Consider the following 14,015-nt stretch of genomic DNA (forward strand, 5'->3'; position numbering starts at 1 on the left):
GTTCAGCTCGGCTGGCTTGCGGCACGCCTGCGGCCGCTTGGGGCGAAGCGGGCGCGCAGACCCTCGAAGGCCAGATAGATCACCGGCGTCGTATACAGCGTCAGCAGCTGGCTGAGGATGAGGCCGCCGACGATGGTGATGCCCAGCGGGCGCCGCAATTCCGCGCCCGCGCCGCCTTCCAGGATCAGCGGCAACGCGCCCAGAAGGGCGGCCATGGTCGTCATCATGATCGGCCGGAAGCGCAGCAGACAGGCTTCCAGAATGGCCTCGGCCGGCGTCTTTTTATGCGCGCCCTGCGCCTCGATCGCGAAGTCGATCATCATGATCGCGTTCTTCTTCACGATGCCCATCAGCAGCACGACACCGACCAGCGCCACGATCGAGAGATCGTTGCCGGTCAGCATCAGCGCCAGCAGCGCGCCGATGCCGGCGGATGGCAGGGTGGAGATGATGGTGATCGGGTGGATCGTGCTTTCGTACAGCACGCCGAGCACGATGTAGATGACGACGACGGCGGCCAGGATCAGCCAGGGTTCGGACGCGAGGGAGCTGTTGAACTCCGCCGCGTCGCCCTGATAGCTGCCGGCGATTGTGGATGGCACGCCAAGCTCGGCCTCGGCGCGGCTGATCGCCTGCACGGCCTGGCCGAGGGAGGTGCCGCTGGTCAGGTCAAAGCCGATGGTCGCGGCCGGGAACTGCTCGTCATGCAAAATGGATAGCGGCGTCAGGGTCCGTGTCACCGTCGCAAAAGCCCGCAGCGGTATCTGGGAGGAGGTGCTGGTGCTGGTGCCCGTCGATTCCGTGGTCGTCGCGGTCTGCGTGTTGGAACTGCCGGAGCCGGTGGCCGTGCTGGAACCGGTCGAACTGTTCGAGGCATTGGCATTGGCATTCGTGCCGCTGCTGCCGCTGTCGACATTGCCCGGGAAATACAGCATGTCGAGCAGATCGGGGTTGGTGGCGAAAGCCGGGGCCACTTCCTCGATCACGCGATACTGGTTGGTCTGGCCGTAGATGGTGGAAATCTGCCGCTGGCCGAAAGCATCGTCCAGAATGTCTTCCACCGTCTGCATATTCACGCCGAGGCGCGCGGCCTGGACGCGGTCGACATTGATGGAAATGCCGGCGCCGTCATTCTGGATGTCGCTGTTGACATGCTCGATTTCGGGCAGGGTTTCCAGCTTCTTGACCAACTTCGGCACGAAGGCGGAAAGCTCCGTCGAATCCGTATCGGTCAGCAGATACTGATAGGCCGTGCGGTTGACGCTGGTGCCCAGATTGATGTCCTGCACCGGCACGAAATAGACCTGCAGGCCGGGCAAATCGGCGACCGCATCCTGCAGCTTGGCGATGATCGCCTCGACCCCCGGACGGTTGCCGATAGGCTTCAGCGTGATCGTCACCTGTCCGGAATTGGGCGTCGAATTATCGGTGCCGGTGCCGACATTCGAGACGACATTCACGACCCCCTCGACGGACCGGAATTCCTTCGCCGCCTGGTTCTGCAGCTTGACCATGGCGGGGATCGAAATCGTCTGGGACGCTTCGGTAATGGCGATGACCGAGCCGGTATCCTGCGTCGGCAGAAAGCCCTTCGGCACCGCGATATACAGCAGCACGGTGCCGACCAATGTGCCGACGGCGATCAGCAGCACCAGCACCTGACGGCGCAACACCCAGATCAGCGTCACGCGATACAGGCCGAGCAGGCGGCTGAAGCCGGCCTCCGCCATGCGCGCCGGCCAGGCAGGCTTGTTTTCGGACGCCGGCTTCAGGATGCGTCCGCACATCATCGGCGTCAGCGTCAGCGAGATGACGGCCGAGACGATGACCGCGACCGACAGCGTGACGGCGAATTCGTTGAACAGCTTGCCGACGACGCCGGTCATGAACAGCAGCGGAATGAAAACGGCGATGAGCGAGATGGTGAGCGAGATGATGGTGAAGCCGATCTGCTTGGCACCGCGATAGGCGGCTTCCAACGGCGGATGGCCTTCCTCGATCAGGCGGACCACGTTCTCGATCATGACGATGGCATCGTCGACCACGAAGCCGGTCGCGATGGTCAATGCCATCAGCGACAGGTTGTCCAGGCCGAAGCCCAGAAAATACATGATACCGAAGGTGCCGATCAGCGACAGCGGCAAAGCGACGCCGGGAATGATCGTGGCACGGACCGATCCCAGGAACAGATAGATCACCAACACCACCAGCAGCACGCTGATCAGCAGCGTGAACTGCACGTCGCGGACGGAGGCGCGGATCGTCGTCGTGCGGTCGCTGACCAGCGTCACCTTCACGCCGCCGGGCAAAGTCTGCTCCAGCTTCGGCAGCATCGCCTTCACGGTATCGGCGGTCGCCACGATATTGGCGCCCGGCTGCCGCTGGATGGACAGAACCACGGCCGGCTGGCCGTTGTAGCGGACATCCGTCTGCTCGTTTTCCATGGCCGTCACGACGGTCGCGACATCCCGCAGGCGCACCGGCGCGGCGTTGCGGTAGGCGACGACGAGGTCGGAGTAATCGCGCGCGGTCTCCAACTGGTCGTTGGCACCGACGGTGACCGCCTGGGACGGGCCGTCGAACCCGCCTTTGGACCCGTTCTGGTTGGCGTTGGTCACGGCACTGCGAAGGTCTTCCAGCGACAGGCTATAGGCCGCCAGCCTCGCCGGGTCCGCCTGAATGCGGAAGGCCTGGCGCAGCCCGCCCAGCACCGTCACCTGGCCGACACCAGTGATCTGGCTCAGCTTCGGCTGCAACAGCGTCACGGCGTCGTCCGCCATGGTGTAAAGCGGCACGTTCTTCGAGGTCAGCGCGAAGGTCACGATCGGCGTATCGGCCGGATTCACCTTGGCATAGACCGGCGGGTAAGGCAGCGAGGTCGGCAGCGTGCCGGCCGAGGCCTGAATGGCCGCCTGCACGTCCTGCGCCGCGTCATCGATATCGCGTGTCAACGCGAATTGCAGGACGATCTGGCTGAGCCCCTGGCTGCTGGTGGACGTCATGCCGGCCACACCCTGGATTTCGCCGAACTGACGTTCCAAAGGCGCGGTGATCAGATTGGCGACGGTATCGGGACTCGCACCCGGCAGCTGCGTCGTCACCTGAATGGTCGGAAACTCGACCTCGGGCAGGGAGGAGACCGGCAGCTGCATATAGCCGAGTATCCCCGCCAGCAGCACGGCGACTGCCAGAAGGGAGGTCGCGATGGGCCGCGAAATGAAGGGAGAGGAGACGCTCACTGCGCGGTCGCCGCCTTGTCCGCGCCCTTGGGTCCCTGATCGCCCTTGCCTTGAGCGGCCTGATCGGTCACCGTTTTCGGCGTCACGACCTTGACCTTGGACCCGTCGCTGAGACGCGACGCGCCGTCGAGCACGACCTTGTCGCCGGCCGCGAGGCCGCTTTGGATCACGGCCAGCTTCTCATTCTGCTGGCCGAGCGTGACATTGGCCTGTTTCACGGTGTTATTCGGTTGCAACACATAGGCGAAGCTTTGGGTGGGGCCGGTCTGGACGGCGGCCGGCGGCACCGTCAGCGCGTCCTTCAGCACCTTGACCGTCAGATGCGCGGTCACGAAACCGCCCGGCCAAAGATGCTCGTCGGTATTCGGGAAATAGGCCTTGAACTTCACCGTGCCGGTCGAGCTGTCGACCTGATTGTCGATGACATCCAGGGTCGCGGTTTCTTCCGGCCCCGATCCGTCGCCTTCCGGCACCACGGATAGCGGCAGGGCACCGGCTTTCGACGCGTCGATGATCTGGGGCAGATCCTGCTGCGGCAGGGTGAAGACGACGCCGATCGGCTCGATCGTCGTCAGCGTGACGATCCCTGAACTGCTGCCGGCCGAGACGATATTGCCGATATCGACGTCGCGCACGCCAAGCCGCCCGTCGACCGGCGCGGTGATGGTGCAATAGTCGAGATTGGTTTGCGCCAGTTCGATCGCGGCCTTGTCCTGGATGATCAGGGCCTTGGTCTCGTCCACGGTCGCGCGCTCGTCGTCCGCGGTCTGCTGCGAGATGTAGGAGGACCCCGACAGTTTGGCGTAGCGGGTCAGGTCGCGCAGCGCGCCGGCCAGCGTCGCCTGATCCTGCGCCAGCTTGCCGCGATCCTCGTCCAGCGTCGCCTGATAGGTGCGCGGGTCGATGACGGCCAGCACGTCGCCCTTCTTGACGTTCTGCCCCTCGGTGAAATTGATCGAGACGATCGGCCCGGTCACCATCGGGCTGATGGTGACCGTATTCGATGCCTGCACGGTGCCGATGCCGGTCAGCACCACCGGCACGTCCTGCTTGGTGACCGGGACGACCGTGACCGGTGTCACGTCGTTCGGGCTGGACTTGCTGCGCCGCTGGGCATGGGCCTCAGGCCCCGCGAGCGTCAGCGCCGTGGCGCCGAGAAGGGTGAGCAGAAGGGCGCGCGCAAGACGCTGGCCGTGCTTTTGGTCCGTCATGGTCAGGCTCACGGAATGATCGAGGGGTTGATGGCAGGCACGGGATGGGCCGTCGCGGGCGCGCTTTGCTCCCAGCCGCCGCCCAACGCCTTGAACAGCGCGACATAGGCTTCCAGCCGGGCCAGCTGAACGGTCACCAGCGTATTTTCATCGGTCAGCTGGGTCTGCTGGGCGGTGATGAGCGTCGTGATATCCGCCGTTCCGGCATTGAGCTGCGCGCGAGAGACGGTGGTCGAAAGCCGGGCCTGCTGCACGGCCTGCTGTTGCAGGTCTTCCTGCTGCTGGCTGTAATTCACCTGCGTCAGCGCCGTCTCGACATCGGTATAGGCCTGCAGCACTGCCTCCTGATAGGCGGCGGCGTCTTCCTTGGCGAGGCCGCGATCCTCGGCCACTTGCCCCGACAGCGCGCCATTGTCGAACAGCGTCTGCGCGGCGCTGGCGGCGGCGTTGATGACGAGCGATTGCGGGGAGAGCAGACCGGCGATGGCGCCATTCTCCCAGCCGATCGACCCCGACAGGGTGAGGGAGGGGAACAGCGCGGCCCGCGCCGCGCGGGTCGTGGCGACGGCCGAGATCAGCGTCGCCTCGGCTTCCGCCACATCCGGCCGGCGGCGCAGCAATTCGATGGGCAGGCCCGGCACCACGGCGGGCGAGCCGAGCGTCGCGAGCGTGCCGGGGTCGATCGTGATCTCCTCCGGCGGGCGCCCGACCAGGATGCCGAGCGCGATGACCTCCTGCTTCTCCAGCGAAACGAGGTTCGGGATATCCGCGCGCTGGCCTGCGACCAGGGCGGCCTGCTGGGCCACGTCGAGCACGGAGGAATAGCCGGCGGCGAGCCGCCCTTGCTCGACCTTCAACAGATCCTCGGCGGTTTTCAGATTGGCTTGCGCGACGCGGATCTGGTCCTGATAGGACAGCGCCGAGAAATAGGTGTCCGCGACCTCGGACACGACCGTCAAGGCCGTCACCTGGGCGGCATAGCGGGCGGACATGGCATTGGCTTCGGCCGCGTTGAAGGTCGCGCGGTTCTTGCCCCAGAAGTCGATTTCGTAGGAGGCCGACAGCTCGGCACTATAGGTGCGGGTATCGACCACACCGCTGCCGCCGGTGGTGAGCGTACCGTTGGAATTGACCACCGCACCCGTGCTGCTGCCGCTGGTATTCACCTGGCTCCAGGACACGCCCGGCGCGGTGCTGAGCGTCGGCAGCAGCGCGCCGCCTGCGACCCGCACGGCGCCGTCGGCCGCTTCGACCGCGGCGATGGCGCTCTGAATCGTATAATTATGCGCCTTCGCCTCTTCCATGAACTGGTTGAGTTCGGGTGAACCGAACCCTTCCCACCAGGTCGCAGACGGCCAAATCGGCGCCGGTCCCGTATTGGACGCGCTTTGCGCGCCAGGCGCAGTAAAGATCGGCGGCACGGCCGTCGCCGGCCGATGATAATCCGGCCCGACATCGCATCCGGTCAGCGGAAAAAGGGTGAGCAGGCCGATAGGGCCAAGCATCAGGCGGCGAAGGGAAGGGATCACGCAATCCTCTATGGGTCGGCGTTCGGTATCAGGGCCGGGCGCCAGGGCCTAAAGCTGGTTTGTAACGGAGCTATGTCCGCGACTTGTCTGGCGGGAAAAAGGCAAGGCGGCGAATACCTCACGCCGCAACCGCTGCCAAAACCCGCCGCGCCAGCGCCCGTCGCTCTCCCACAGGTAAGCGATGGCCGCCTTGCTGAGGTCCGCCGGCGGGTCCGGCAAGGCCATCGACAACCCGGCACGAATGCCCCGCAACCCCTGACCGGGCAGTCCTATCCTGAAGCTTTTCAACGCGTAAGCGGCTGCACGGCATATCACTGCCGGCGTCGATCCGCGCCACTTGCGGGCGATATAGAGCCGGTTGCGGACATACAGAAACCAACGGGTTTCGTTCCATTGGACCCGTCCGGCGGTCGCGCGCTTGTGATGCACCGCGATATCACCGGTATAGAGCAGCCGCCACCCGGCGGCGATGGCACGTAGCGAGAGGTCGAACTCCTCCCAGGTGAAAACCAGGGCCTCATCATAGCCGCCGATCGCCGTCCAGGCAGCGCGGCGAATGGCATGGCCCGCGCCGACGAAGGTCGCACAGGCGAATCGCTCGGCCGCGCGGGTGTTCAGCGCCGTCGGATAGCCCCAGCATTCGGCATCATCGGCACTGCCGTCGCCGTTCAGGATACGGAAAGCAAGCACGGCACAATCCGGTGTTGTTCGCAGCAGTGATACGGCGCGCGCCGCCGTATCCGACGCCGCAAACACCGCATCATTGTCGAGTGCGATGATAAAACTGGCTTGCCCGAGGGCGCTGGCCCGGTTGCGCCCGCCGGCGACGCCCAGATTGCTGCCGGCCTCGGCCAGCAGCGCGTCCGTGCGTCCGTCGATCAGCCGCGCGAAACGAGCGAGGTTTTCGGGCGTCGACCCCTGGTCGAGGACGATGACATGGCGGGTCAGTCCGGTCTGGCCGAGCGCGGAGAGAATGGCCGCCTCGGTCTCCTCCGGGCGGTCCAGGCTCAGAATGACGATATCCGCGTCATAGCCGGCAGCCTGGGGCAGCCGGCCAGCGCGGAGATCGGTCACTGCGGCGTGGGGAAGGTCGGGACGGAGAGATAGGCGATGCGCTTGGCCTCTTTGCGGCCGCGAGCGACCGAATCGAGGATCAGGCCGCAGGCGAAGGAGGCAAAGCCCAGCCCGACGAAGGCGGCGGCCAGAATGGCGGTCGGCAGGCGCGGCACCAGCCCGCTCCGCATGAATTCGGCCACGACCGGCAGGCCCAGGGCCAGCCCGACCAGGACCGCGAAGCCGGCGGTGGCAGAAAAGAACATCAGCGGCCGTTCCTCCCGCACCAGATTGACGATGGTGCGCAGGATGCGGACGCCGTCGCGATAGGTGCGAAGCTTGGAGGCCGAGCCCTCGGGCCGCTCCTGATAGCGCGTGGGCAATTCCCCGAGCGGCATGGCGAGTTCCAGCGCATGCACCGTGAATTCGGTCTCGGTCTCGAACCCGGTCGAAAGCGCGGGGAAGGATTTGACGAAACGCCGGCTGAAGACGCGATAGCCGGACAGCATGTCGGTGATCTGGTCGCCGAAGATATTGCGAACGATGCCGGTCAGCATGAGATTGCCGAAGCGATGGCCGCGCCGGTAGCTGGCCTGGGAATTGTCGACGCGCACGCCGGTGACCATATCCAATTGATTTTGCAGCAGCATCTGCACCATGGCCGGCGCGGCCGAGGCTTCATAGGTGCCGTCGCCGTCGACCAATATATAGGCGTCGGCCTCGATATCGGCGAACATGCGGCGCACGACATTGCCCTTGCCCGGCCTGGTCTCGGCGCGGACGATGGCGCCGGCCTCCTGAGCCAGCCGCGCCGTGCCGTCCGACGAATTATTGTCATAGACGAAGATGCGCGCGCCGGGCAGCGCGGCCCGGAAGTCCGCGACGACCTGAGCGATCGTCACGGCCTCGTCCCGGCAGGGGACGAGCACGGCCAGACGCGCCTCGGTCAGCATGATGGCGGGCGTATTGGTCAGGGCAGAGGCCGGGGTCGGGTCGGTTTTAAGCATCACGGTCTCAGTCACTTGAACACGACGCGGCGGGACATGACAAAATTGATGCCGAGGCCGGCGATGGACCCGGCGGCCAGGGCGATAACCGGATGTTTCACGCAAAGCGCGCTGGTCGCGATCAGGGCGATATAGACGCCACGGTTCAGCACGAAGCCGAGCGCATTGCTGGCCAGATAGCGCAGCCATTCATGATGCACGCGGCCGGTGCTGGCACCCCGGAAGGTCCAGATACGATTGAGAAACCAATTCGCCGTCGCAGCAACGAAAAAGGACAGAATCCCGGCCAGGATGAGGCCGATGCCGAAGACGAAATGCGCCGTATAGACGAAAGCGTTATCGACCAGAAAACCAAAGGTGCCGACAACGCCGAATTGGAAGAACTGCCGGACAAGCTTGCCATGCCGTTCGACCAGGCCGGCCAAGCCGGATTTGGGCGTCGCGGGCGGGTTCGGCAGAGTGGTCGCCTCAGGCAAATTTCCGTCTTTCTCAGTCATGTCGGGACAGTCGCGGGGCTGCTCTTAGCATTGTCTTTCCGGCCCGTCATGCGAGCATTTCCGCGACAACTTGGTTTCGCTGTCAGCGTAATGCGAGCGAGACCAAAAGCATGAGGCCGAGAAGCAGCGCCACCGCGCGCCATACTGTCACCGGCTCCGGCATACGGTGCGGCAGGATTGGTCGGGCTGCTGCCGTCTCTGACCGGCTGGCCGTCTGCAAGGCATTGGACAATGCCTGCGCCAGAACAGCGGCATGGGCTGGCCGCCTGGCCGGATCGGTCTCCAGGGCCGAGGCGATGGCCGCGCATAGCGGCCGGGGCAGATCGGGCCGCCCCCTTATCAGCGCCTCGGCGATGTCGGACCCGGGCCGGGGAAAGCGCCCCTGGCCGGCCAGTCGATAAAGGATGGTGCCGAGCGCATAAACCTCCGTCCGATCGTCCGGCGCGCCGCCGCGCAATACCTCGGGTGCCATATAGCGCAGCGTGCCGGCCAGACCTTGCGCGGTGCTTGCGTCCGACCCGGCCAGATAGGCGAGGCCGAGGTCCAGCAGTCTGAGCCCGCCGCCGTTCAGCATCATGACATTGTCGGGTTTCAGGTCGCGATGCAGCACCTGCACGGCCCGCAGATCCTCGACCGCTTGCGCCAGTTGCTGGCCGATGGCGACGATGTCCGGCACCCCGAAGCGCGGTTCGCTCGCGATACGGCTCTCCAGCGTTTCGCCCAGGTAATAAGGCATGACGATATAGAGCTGCGACTTTCGGCCGGGCTCCGACGCCAGGATACGGCCGATCACTGGGCTGTGGATGCCGGTGCCTATCCAGCTTTCCCGCGCGAAACCGGCCTGAAAAACGCGGTCGTTCAGCATGGCGGGAAGCGGGAATTTCAGCACCACGGCTTCGCGCGTTGACGTATCGATCGCATATTTCAGCAGCGTATAGGCGCCCCGATGCAGCGTCCGTCCGATTGTATATCCGTCCAGACTGTCTCCCGCCTGCGGGATAGCGCCGAGCGGCAAGCCGGAAAGCTCTGTCTCGGTCGCGGCGACGGAGGGTTCGGGCAGGCTTTCGATATCCAGAATGACGACGCTGCGCGATGCCACCGCTGCAGGTAACGCCGCGGCCCCGGGCTCAAACTGGGCGAGGCTTTGGGCGAGAGCGTCGACCGCGCCACTGCTGCCCGGCCGGCAGAGTGCCAGCAAGGCAGGGGTATCGATCCGCCCGCCGGCCGCGTCGCGGATATCGCTGATAAGAATATAGCGGTCGCCGGCCAGCGCCGTATCTTCCTGATAATCCAGCAGGATGCGGCTATCATTGCCGATCGCCCGGCGTGGCGTGAGCTGACCCTGGGCCAAGCGCAGAAGCTGCGGCGTCGTGACGCGGACGATCTCGCCGGCCCTTATGCGCAGAATGAGGCCGCCACCGATCTGGATCAGCCCCACCCGGCTGCCGCTGAAAACCAGGGCGGATAGGGACGCGGAAAGCCCGGCCCCGGTGGCGTCCTGCCCGCGGCTCGCGAACATCCAGCGGTTGAGGGCTTCGGTCGCCTGGGCCAAGGCCTGGCCGCGACCGAAGGTCGGCCGCGCATGGTAATAGCCGTCGACGAGGCCGCAGAGCGTCAGCGTCGCAGCCGCTGGTCCGGCATCGATTGCATCCGTCACGATCGCGGATTCCTGCGCGACGGCCGCCAAAATGCCGCGCGGCGGTCCCGGCACGGGCAATGGGTCCGCTGGACCGGTGGTGACGACGGCGCCGCTGCCCGTTGCCGTCACCACCGTTTCGGTTATCGCCCAGCCGGCAAGATCGATGCGTCGGGTCATGCTGTCCTGTGGGCTCATCGGAACTCGCGGTATCGGGGCGTCACCCTGAGAAGGCCGGGCTTTGTCGCGTGTTGGCGGCTTCGCAATTTTGAGGCCGGGCAGGGGCTCATCTGAGCTTCACCGAAATCTTAGAGGAATTTCATTTATTTACAGCTTGAGGCTCATAACACTGCCACATTCACCGATTAGCGAACTGCCTATGTCGCATGCAGTTATGACCGCGGATGGATTTTTGACCTTGGGGTCCGATCGCTATCCGGCCTGTTTCGGGCGGGCTGGGATCACGCGCGAGAAGGAGGAGGGCGATTTCGCCACGCCGGTCGGCCTTCTGCCGCTGCGTCGTGTGCTGTATCGGGCCGATCGTCTGGCGGCACCCCGTACCGTCCTGCCGCTGGAGCCGCTCGGCCCGCGCGACGGCTGGTGCGATGACCCGAAAGACCCTGCCTATAATCGCATGGTGCGTCTGCCCTATGCCGGACGGCATGAGGCGCTGTGGCGAGACGACGCCGTCTATGATCTGATCGGGGTCCTGGGATGGAACGACTCGCCGGTCGCGAGCGGTCGGGGTTCGGCGATATTTCTGCATGTGACGACGCCTGATCGCGCGCCGACCGCCGGTTGCATTGCGCTCAGCCTCGACCATCTGCGGGAAGTTTTGGCGAAGGGACTGACCGGAATTGAAGTTTACGGGGCTTAAGCCGGAGGCAGGCCGTCCTGGGTCCACAGGCGCCCCAATTTCTTGCGGTAATCCGAAAGGAAATACTTAGCAAAATATAGTAAACCTCGTGAGCGCCCCCATATCGGGGCCTTGAGCAGAGGTGGGTTAGGCAAAGTCTAACAGTATTCGCGGGCGAGGCGCCTTGAGGGCGGTCTAGCCCTTGCCGCGCCTGACCTCTCGGATGAGACTTGGGGTTGGTCGATGGCAGATGTGCTTATGCAGAATGAGAGGGTCACAGTGGCAGACAAACCGAGCGGGGACGAGCGCTCCATCCTGATCGTGGATGACGACCTGGCGCTGAGGTCTACTTTGGCGGAGCAGCTTGTCGTCGACGGCGAATTCTGGGCGGCCGAGGCTGCGTCCGTGGCCGAAGCCGATGAGGCTTTGAACAAGGCGGGTGCCCGGTACGACGCCATCATCATGGATGTGAGTCTGCCGGACGGCGATGGGCGTGATTTCTGCACGCAGTTGCGCGCGCGCGGCTTCAAGATGCCGATCATCATGCTGACCGGTTCGGCGGAAGAGACCGACGTCGTGCGCGGTCTCGATTCCGGTGCGAATGACTATGTGTCGAAGCCTTTCCGACTGTCGGAACTGATGGCGCGACTGCGTGCCCAGCTCCGCATGTTCGAAAACAGCGAGGACGCGGTCTTCACCATCGGGCCTTATGTCTTCCGGCCGGCGACCAAGCTGCTGCATGAGCCTGTGAAGAACCGCCGCATTCGCCTGACCGAGAAGGAAGCGGCGATCCTGAAATTCCTCTATCGCGCCGGTGCCAAGCCGGTAGCGCGACAGGTGCTGCTGAACGAGGTCTGGGGCTATAATGCCGCGGTGACGACCCATACGCTGGAGACGCATATCTATCGTCTGCGGCAGAAGATCGAGCCCGACCCCAGCCATTCCCAGTTGCTGATAACGGAAGCCGGGGGCTATCGCCTGGACCCGAAAGCAAGCTGAACCGGAAGGTAGGGGCAACCCTGCCTTTTCCCAGGCAAGCCATCCCCGCGCCATTCTATGACCTCGCCTTGTCGCGGTCATAGAATGGCGCGGGGATTTTTTTGTCTGGAGTCTGTCAGGTTTTAATAGATAATTTGTCATCCGCGCACTTGTTGCGCGGACTGCGCGCCCCGGACCTACCCGCCGCGGCGCCCAGCCGGCCGATTGCTTGCTCCGCCGGGTAGATGCGCGGGTCGGGGTGCGGCCGGCCAGGCCCGCGCACGACAGATTTGGTGGCGTTTCCAACCAAACCTGACGGACTCTAAGGGGCGGTTCCCGTCGCGACCGAGCGTCAGGTTGAGCGTCCTGCAGTCGGAATAGGGACAGGGCGAACAAGCGCCGGCGCGTCGCACGAGCGTTGTGGTCGCGCCGATTATCCTGCCCGCAGGGCAGGGGCTTGGCGCCAAGATCCTGCCGGGTTCAGAATTTCTTGAGAGTTGTTGCGGAATCCAGACGAATATTGGATTAGTTCAGCGCGCCCCCTGAAATTATATTTCGAAATAACATCAAATACTGCCAATCCCGATCTGGCCGTTGATTCGGTCAGCTTTTTGATGCGCTTGCATCAGGCGGGCGATATGTCGTTGCGTGGTCAGAATTTTAGTATAATATATCTAAATAGTAAAATTTTATGCATGATGATGGTCGATTGGTGGCGTGCAGGATCTGATTGGAAAATAATTCGCTTTAAAAACAATACGGTGACCATGAACGAGTATTCTTCGAGCCGAGCGAAAGGTCTTGCTGGACGTAAAACGGAGGGTACAAGGGTTGCTTGGATTGACGCCTATTCCTTAACCCGTGAAGCGATTGCGTTGTCTCTGACGAATGTGAATCCGGATGTTGATCTGGCTGTATTCGGTTCGATTCAGGATTGCATCGCCAAGGGTGATGACGGATTCGCGCTGATTCTATTTTATTCGCATGGCTCGTCGCAGGATTGCGTGCGTGCGACCTCGGCTTTACGCATCGCCTTTCCCCGTATTCGCCTCGTCATCCTGTCCGATCTGGAATCCTATCATCAGGCGGAATTGGCGCGCGACCTTTTGAATGCTGGTGCTGATGGATTGATTTCCACCAGGGTCATGGGCATGTCGGTGGCATCCTCAGCGGTTCGTTTCGTCCAGAGCGGAGACGCATGTGCGGCGTTTGAGCCGGTTTCCACCGCAACGATCGCATCCGCGTTTCGCTCGCCGAAATCAAAGAACGGTTGCGACATCACACCACGCCAGAGAGACGTGCTCATACAACTTCAACGAGGAAAATCGAACAAGATCATCGCCTATGAACTGGGCATGAGCGAGAGTACCGCCAAAGTCCATATCAGGAATCTGATGAAAAAGATGGGCGCCAGCAATCGCACGCAGGTCGCGTTCAATGCCATGAAACTTTGCCCGGATCTGATGGATCGCCCCTGACGTCAGGCGGCGGATCAAGCCGGACGCATGCCCTGGACAGAGTCCGGTGTTTGTCTGAAACTGGGCGTGGTCAGGCTGAACGTCTGCCCAGGCCCCGGTCGGAAGGCCGGCGACCTCGCATACAAAGCCATTGCCGGAGAATAGCATGCCGATCTACGCCACGTTCGGAACTAATGACCTCGACAAGGCGACGGCCTTTTATGACGAAATCCTTGGAATGATCGGCGCGGAACGCGTGGCTGCGATCGACCGTGGGGTTTTCTACGGCCGAGGCATGATGGAGTTCGGCATTCTAAGCCCGGCTGATGGCGAGCCTGCGGTCGTCGGTAACGGCGCCATGATCGCCCTGGATGTGCCCTCGCGCGCCCTCGTGCATGACATCCACGCCAAAGCCCTGTCGCTCGGCGGAGTCTGCGAAGGCCAGCCTGGTCTGCGCGACGATGACCCGGACGGGTTCTACGGCGCTTATTTCCGCGACCCGGAAGGCAATAAGATCTGCGTCTTCCGTATCGGCGCGGTGTGAGCCAGCGT

11 protein-coding genes are annotated in these 14,015 nt (G+C 63.7%); 4 read left to right on the forward strand and 7 right to left on the reverse strand.

The window, feature by feature from the left end; translation table 11 throughout:
• Positions 1–2: 2 nt before the first annotated feature.
• The 7 genes from ACELLULO517_RS16210 to ACELLULO517_RS16240 form a co-directional block, all read right to left on the reverse strand.
• Positions 3–3,239: an efflux RND transporter permease subunit gene (locus ACELLULO517_RS16210; RefSeq protein WP_227308451.1), complete on the reverse strand. Its 3,237-nt coding sequence runs from the start codon at positions 3,237–3,239 to the stop codon at positions 3–5.
• The gene (locus ACELLULO517_RS16215; protein WP_227308452.1) at positions 3,236–4,450 is read right to left on the reverse strand and encodes an efflux RND transporter periplasmic adaptor subunit; all 1,215 of its coding nucleotides are present in this window, start codon (positions 4,448–4,450) and stop codon (positions 3,236–3,238) included. The genes ACELLULO517_RS16210 and ACELLULO517_RS16215 overlap by 4 nt, the downstream gene beginning before the upstream one ends.
• A gap of 8 nt (positions 4,451–4,458) precedes the next feature.
• Positions 4,459–5,979: an efflux transporter outer membrane subunit gene (locus ACELLULO517_RS16220; RefSeq protein ID WP_227308453.1), complete on the reverse strand. Its 1,521-nt coding sequence runs from the start codon at positions 5,977–5,979 to the stop codon at positions 4,459–4,461.
• 48 nt (positions 5,980–6,027) lie between these two features.
• The gene (locus ACELLULO517_RS16225; protein ID WP_227308454.1) at positions 6,028–7,053 is read right to left on the reverse strand and encodes a glycosyltransferase family 2 protein; all 1,026 of its coding nucleotides are present in this window, start codon (positions 7,051–7,053) and stop codon (positions 6,028–6,030) included.
• Complete coding sequence (locus ACELLULO517_RS16230; protein ID WP_227308455.1) at positions 7,050–8,039, reverse strand: glycosyltransferase; 990 nt, start codon at positions 8,037–8,039, stop codon at positions 7,050–7,052. Before ACELLULO517_RS16230 ends, ACELLULO517_RS16225 begins: the two co-directional genes overlap by 4 nt.
• Positions 8,040–8,050: 11 nt before the next feature.
• The gene (locus tag ACELLULO517_RS16235; RefSeq protein ID WP_227308456.1) at positions 8,051–8,536 is read right to left on the reverse strand and encodes a GtrA family protein; all 486 of its coding nucleotides are present in this window, start codon (positions 8,534–8,536) and stop codon (positions 8,051–8,053) included.
• A gap of 82 nt (positions 8,537–8,618) precedes the next feature.
• Positions 8,619–10,352, reverse strand: a complete 1,734-nt coding sequence (locus ACELLULO517_RS16240; RefSeq protein ID WP_227308457.1) for a bifunctional protein-serine/threonine kinase/phosphatase — start codon at positions 10,350–10,352, stop codon at positions 8,619–8,621.
• 214 nt (positions 10,353–10,566) lie between these two features.
• Between ACELLULO517_RS16240 and ACELLULO517_RS16245 the strand changes: the two genes are divergently transcribed.
• From ACELLULO517_RS16245 to ACELLULO517_RS16260, 4 genes are all read left to right on the forward strand, one after another.
• Positions 10,567–11,049: a L,D-transpeptidase family protein gene (locus tag ACELLULO517_RS16245; RefSeq protein WP_227308458.1), complete on the forward strand. Its 483-nt coding sequence runs from the start codon at positions 10,567–10,569 to the stop codon at positions 11,047–11,049.
• A gap of 258 nt (positions 11,050–11,307) precedes the next feature.
• Positions 11,308–12,027, forward strand: a complete 720-nt coding sequence (locus tag ACELLULO517_RS16250) for a response regulator transcription factor (protein ID WP_227308459.1) — start codon at positions 11,308–11,310, stop codon at positions 12,025–12,027.
• Between the two features lie 674 nt (positions 12,028–12,701).
• Positions 12,702–13,484 (forward strand): helix-turn-helix transcriptional regulator, encoded by a 783-nt coding sequence (locus ACELLULO517_RS16255; RefSeq protein WP_227308460.1) that lies wholly within the window; start codon positions 12,702–12,704, stop codon positions 13,482–13,484.
• Positions 13,485–13,629: 145 nt separating this feature from the next.
• A complete protein-coding gene (locus ACELLULO517_RS16260; protein WP_227308461.1) occupies positions 13,630–14,007 on the forward strand; it encodes a VOC family protein in 378 nt (125 codons plus the stop codon).
• Positions 14,008–14,015: the final 8 nt, after the last annotated feature.

The organism is Acidisoma cellulosilyticum (genome assembly GCF_020621385.1).
Lineage (GTDB): Bacteria > Pseudomonadota > Alphaproteobacteria > Acetobacterales > Acetobacteraceae > Acidisoma > Acidisoma cellulosilyticum.

Excerpts from the sequence above, each read along its gene's own strand:
- ACELLULO517_RS16235 (WP_227308456.1), bottom strand. The coding sequence starts at position 8,536 with ATGACTGAGAAAGACGGAAATTTGCCTGAGGCGACCACTCTGCCGAAC.
- ACELLULO517_RS16240 (WP_227308457.1), bottom strand. The coding sequence starts at position 10,352 with ATGACCCGACGCATCGATCTTGCCGGCTGGGCGATAACCGAAACGGTG.
- ACELLULO517_RS16255 (WP_227308460.1), top strand. The coding sequence starts at position 12,702 with ATGATGATGGTCGATTGGTGGCGTGCAGGATCTGATTGGAAAATAATT.
- ACELLULO517_RS16260 (WP_227308461.1), top strand. The coding sequence starts at position 13,630 with ATGCCGATCTACGCCACGTTCGGAACTAATGACCTCGACAAGGCGACG.
- ACELLULO517_RS16215 (WP_227308452.1), bottom strand. The coding sequence starts at position 4,450 with ATGACGGACCAAAAGCACGGCCAGCGTCTTGCGCGCGCCCTTCTGCTC.
- ACELLULO517_RS16245 (WP_227308458.1), top strand. The coding sequence starts at position 10,567 with ATGACCGCGGATGGATTTTTGACCTTGGGGTCCGATCGCTATCCGGCC.
- ACELLULO517_RS16230 (WP_227308455.1), bottom strand. The coding sequence starts at position 8,039 with ATGCTTAAAACCGACCCGACCCCGGCCTCTGCCCTGACCAATACGCCC.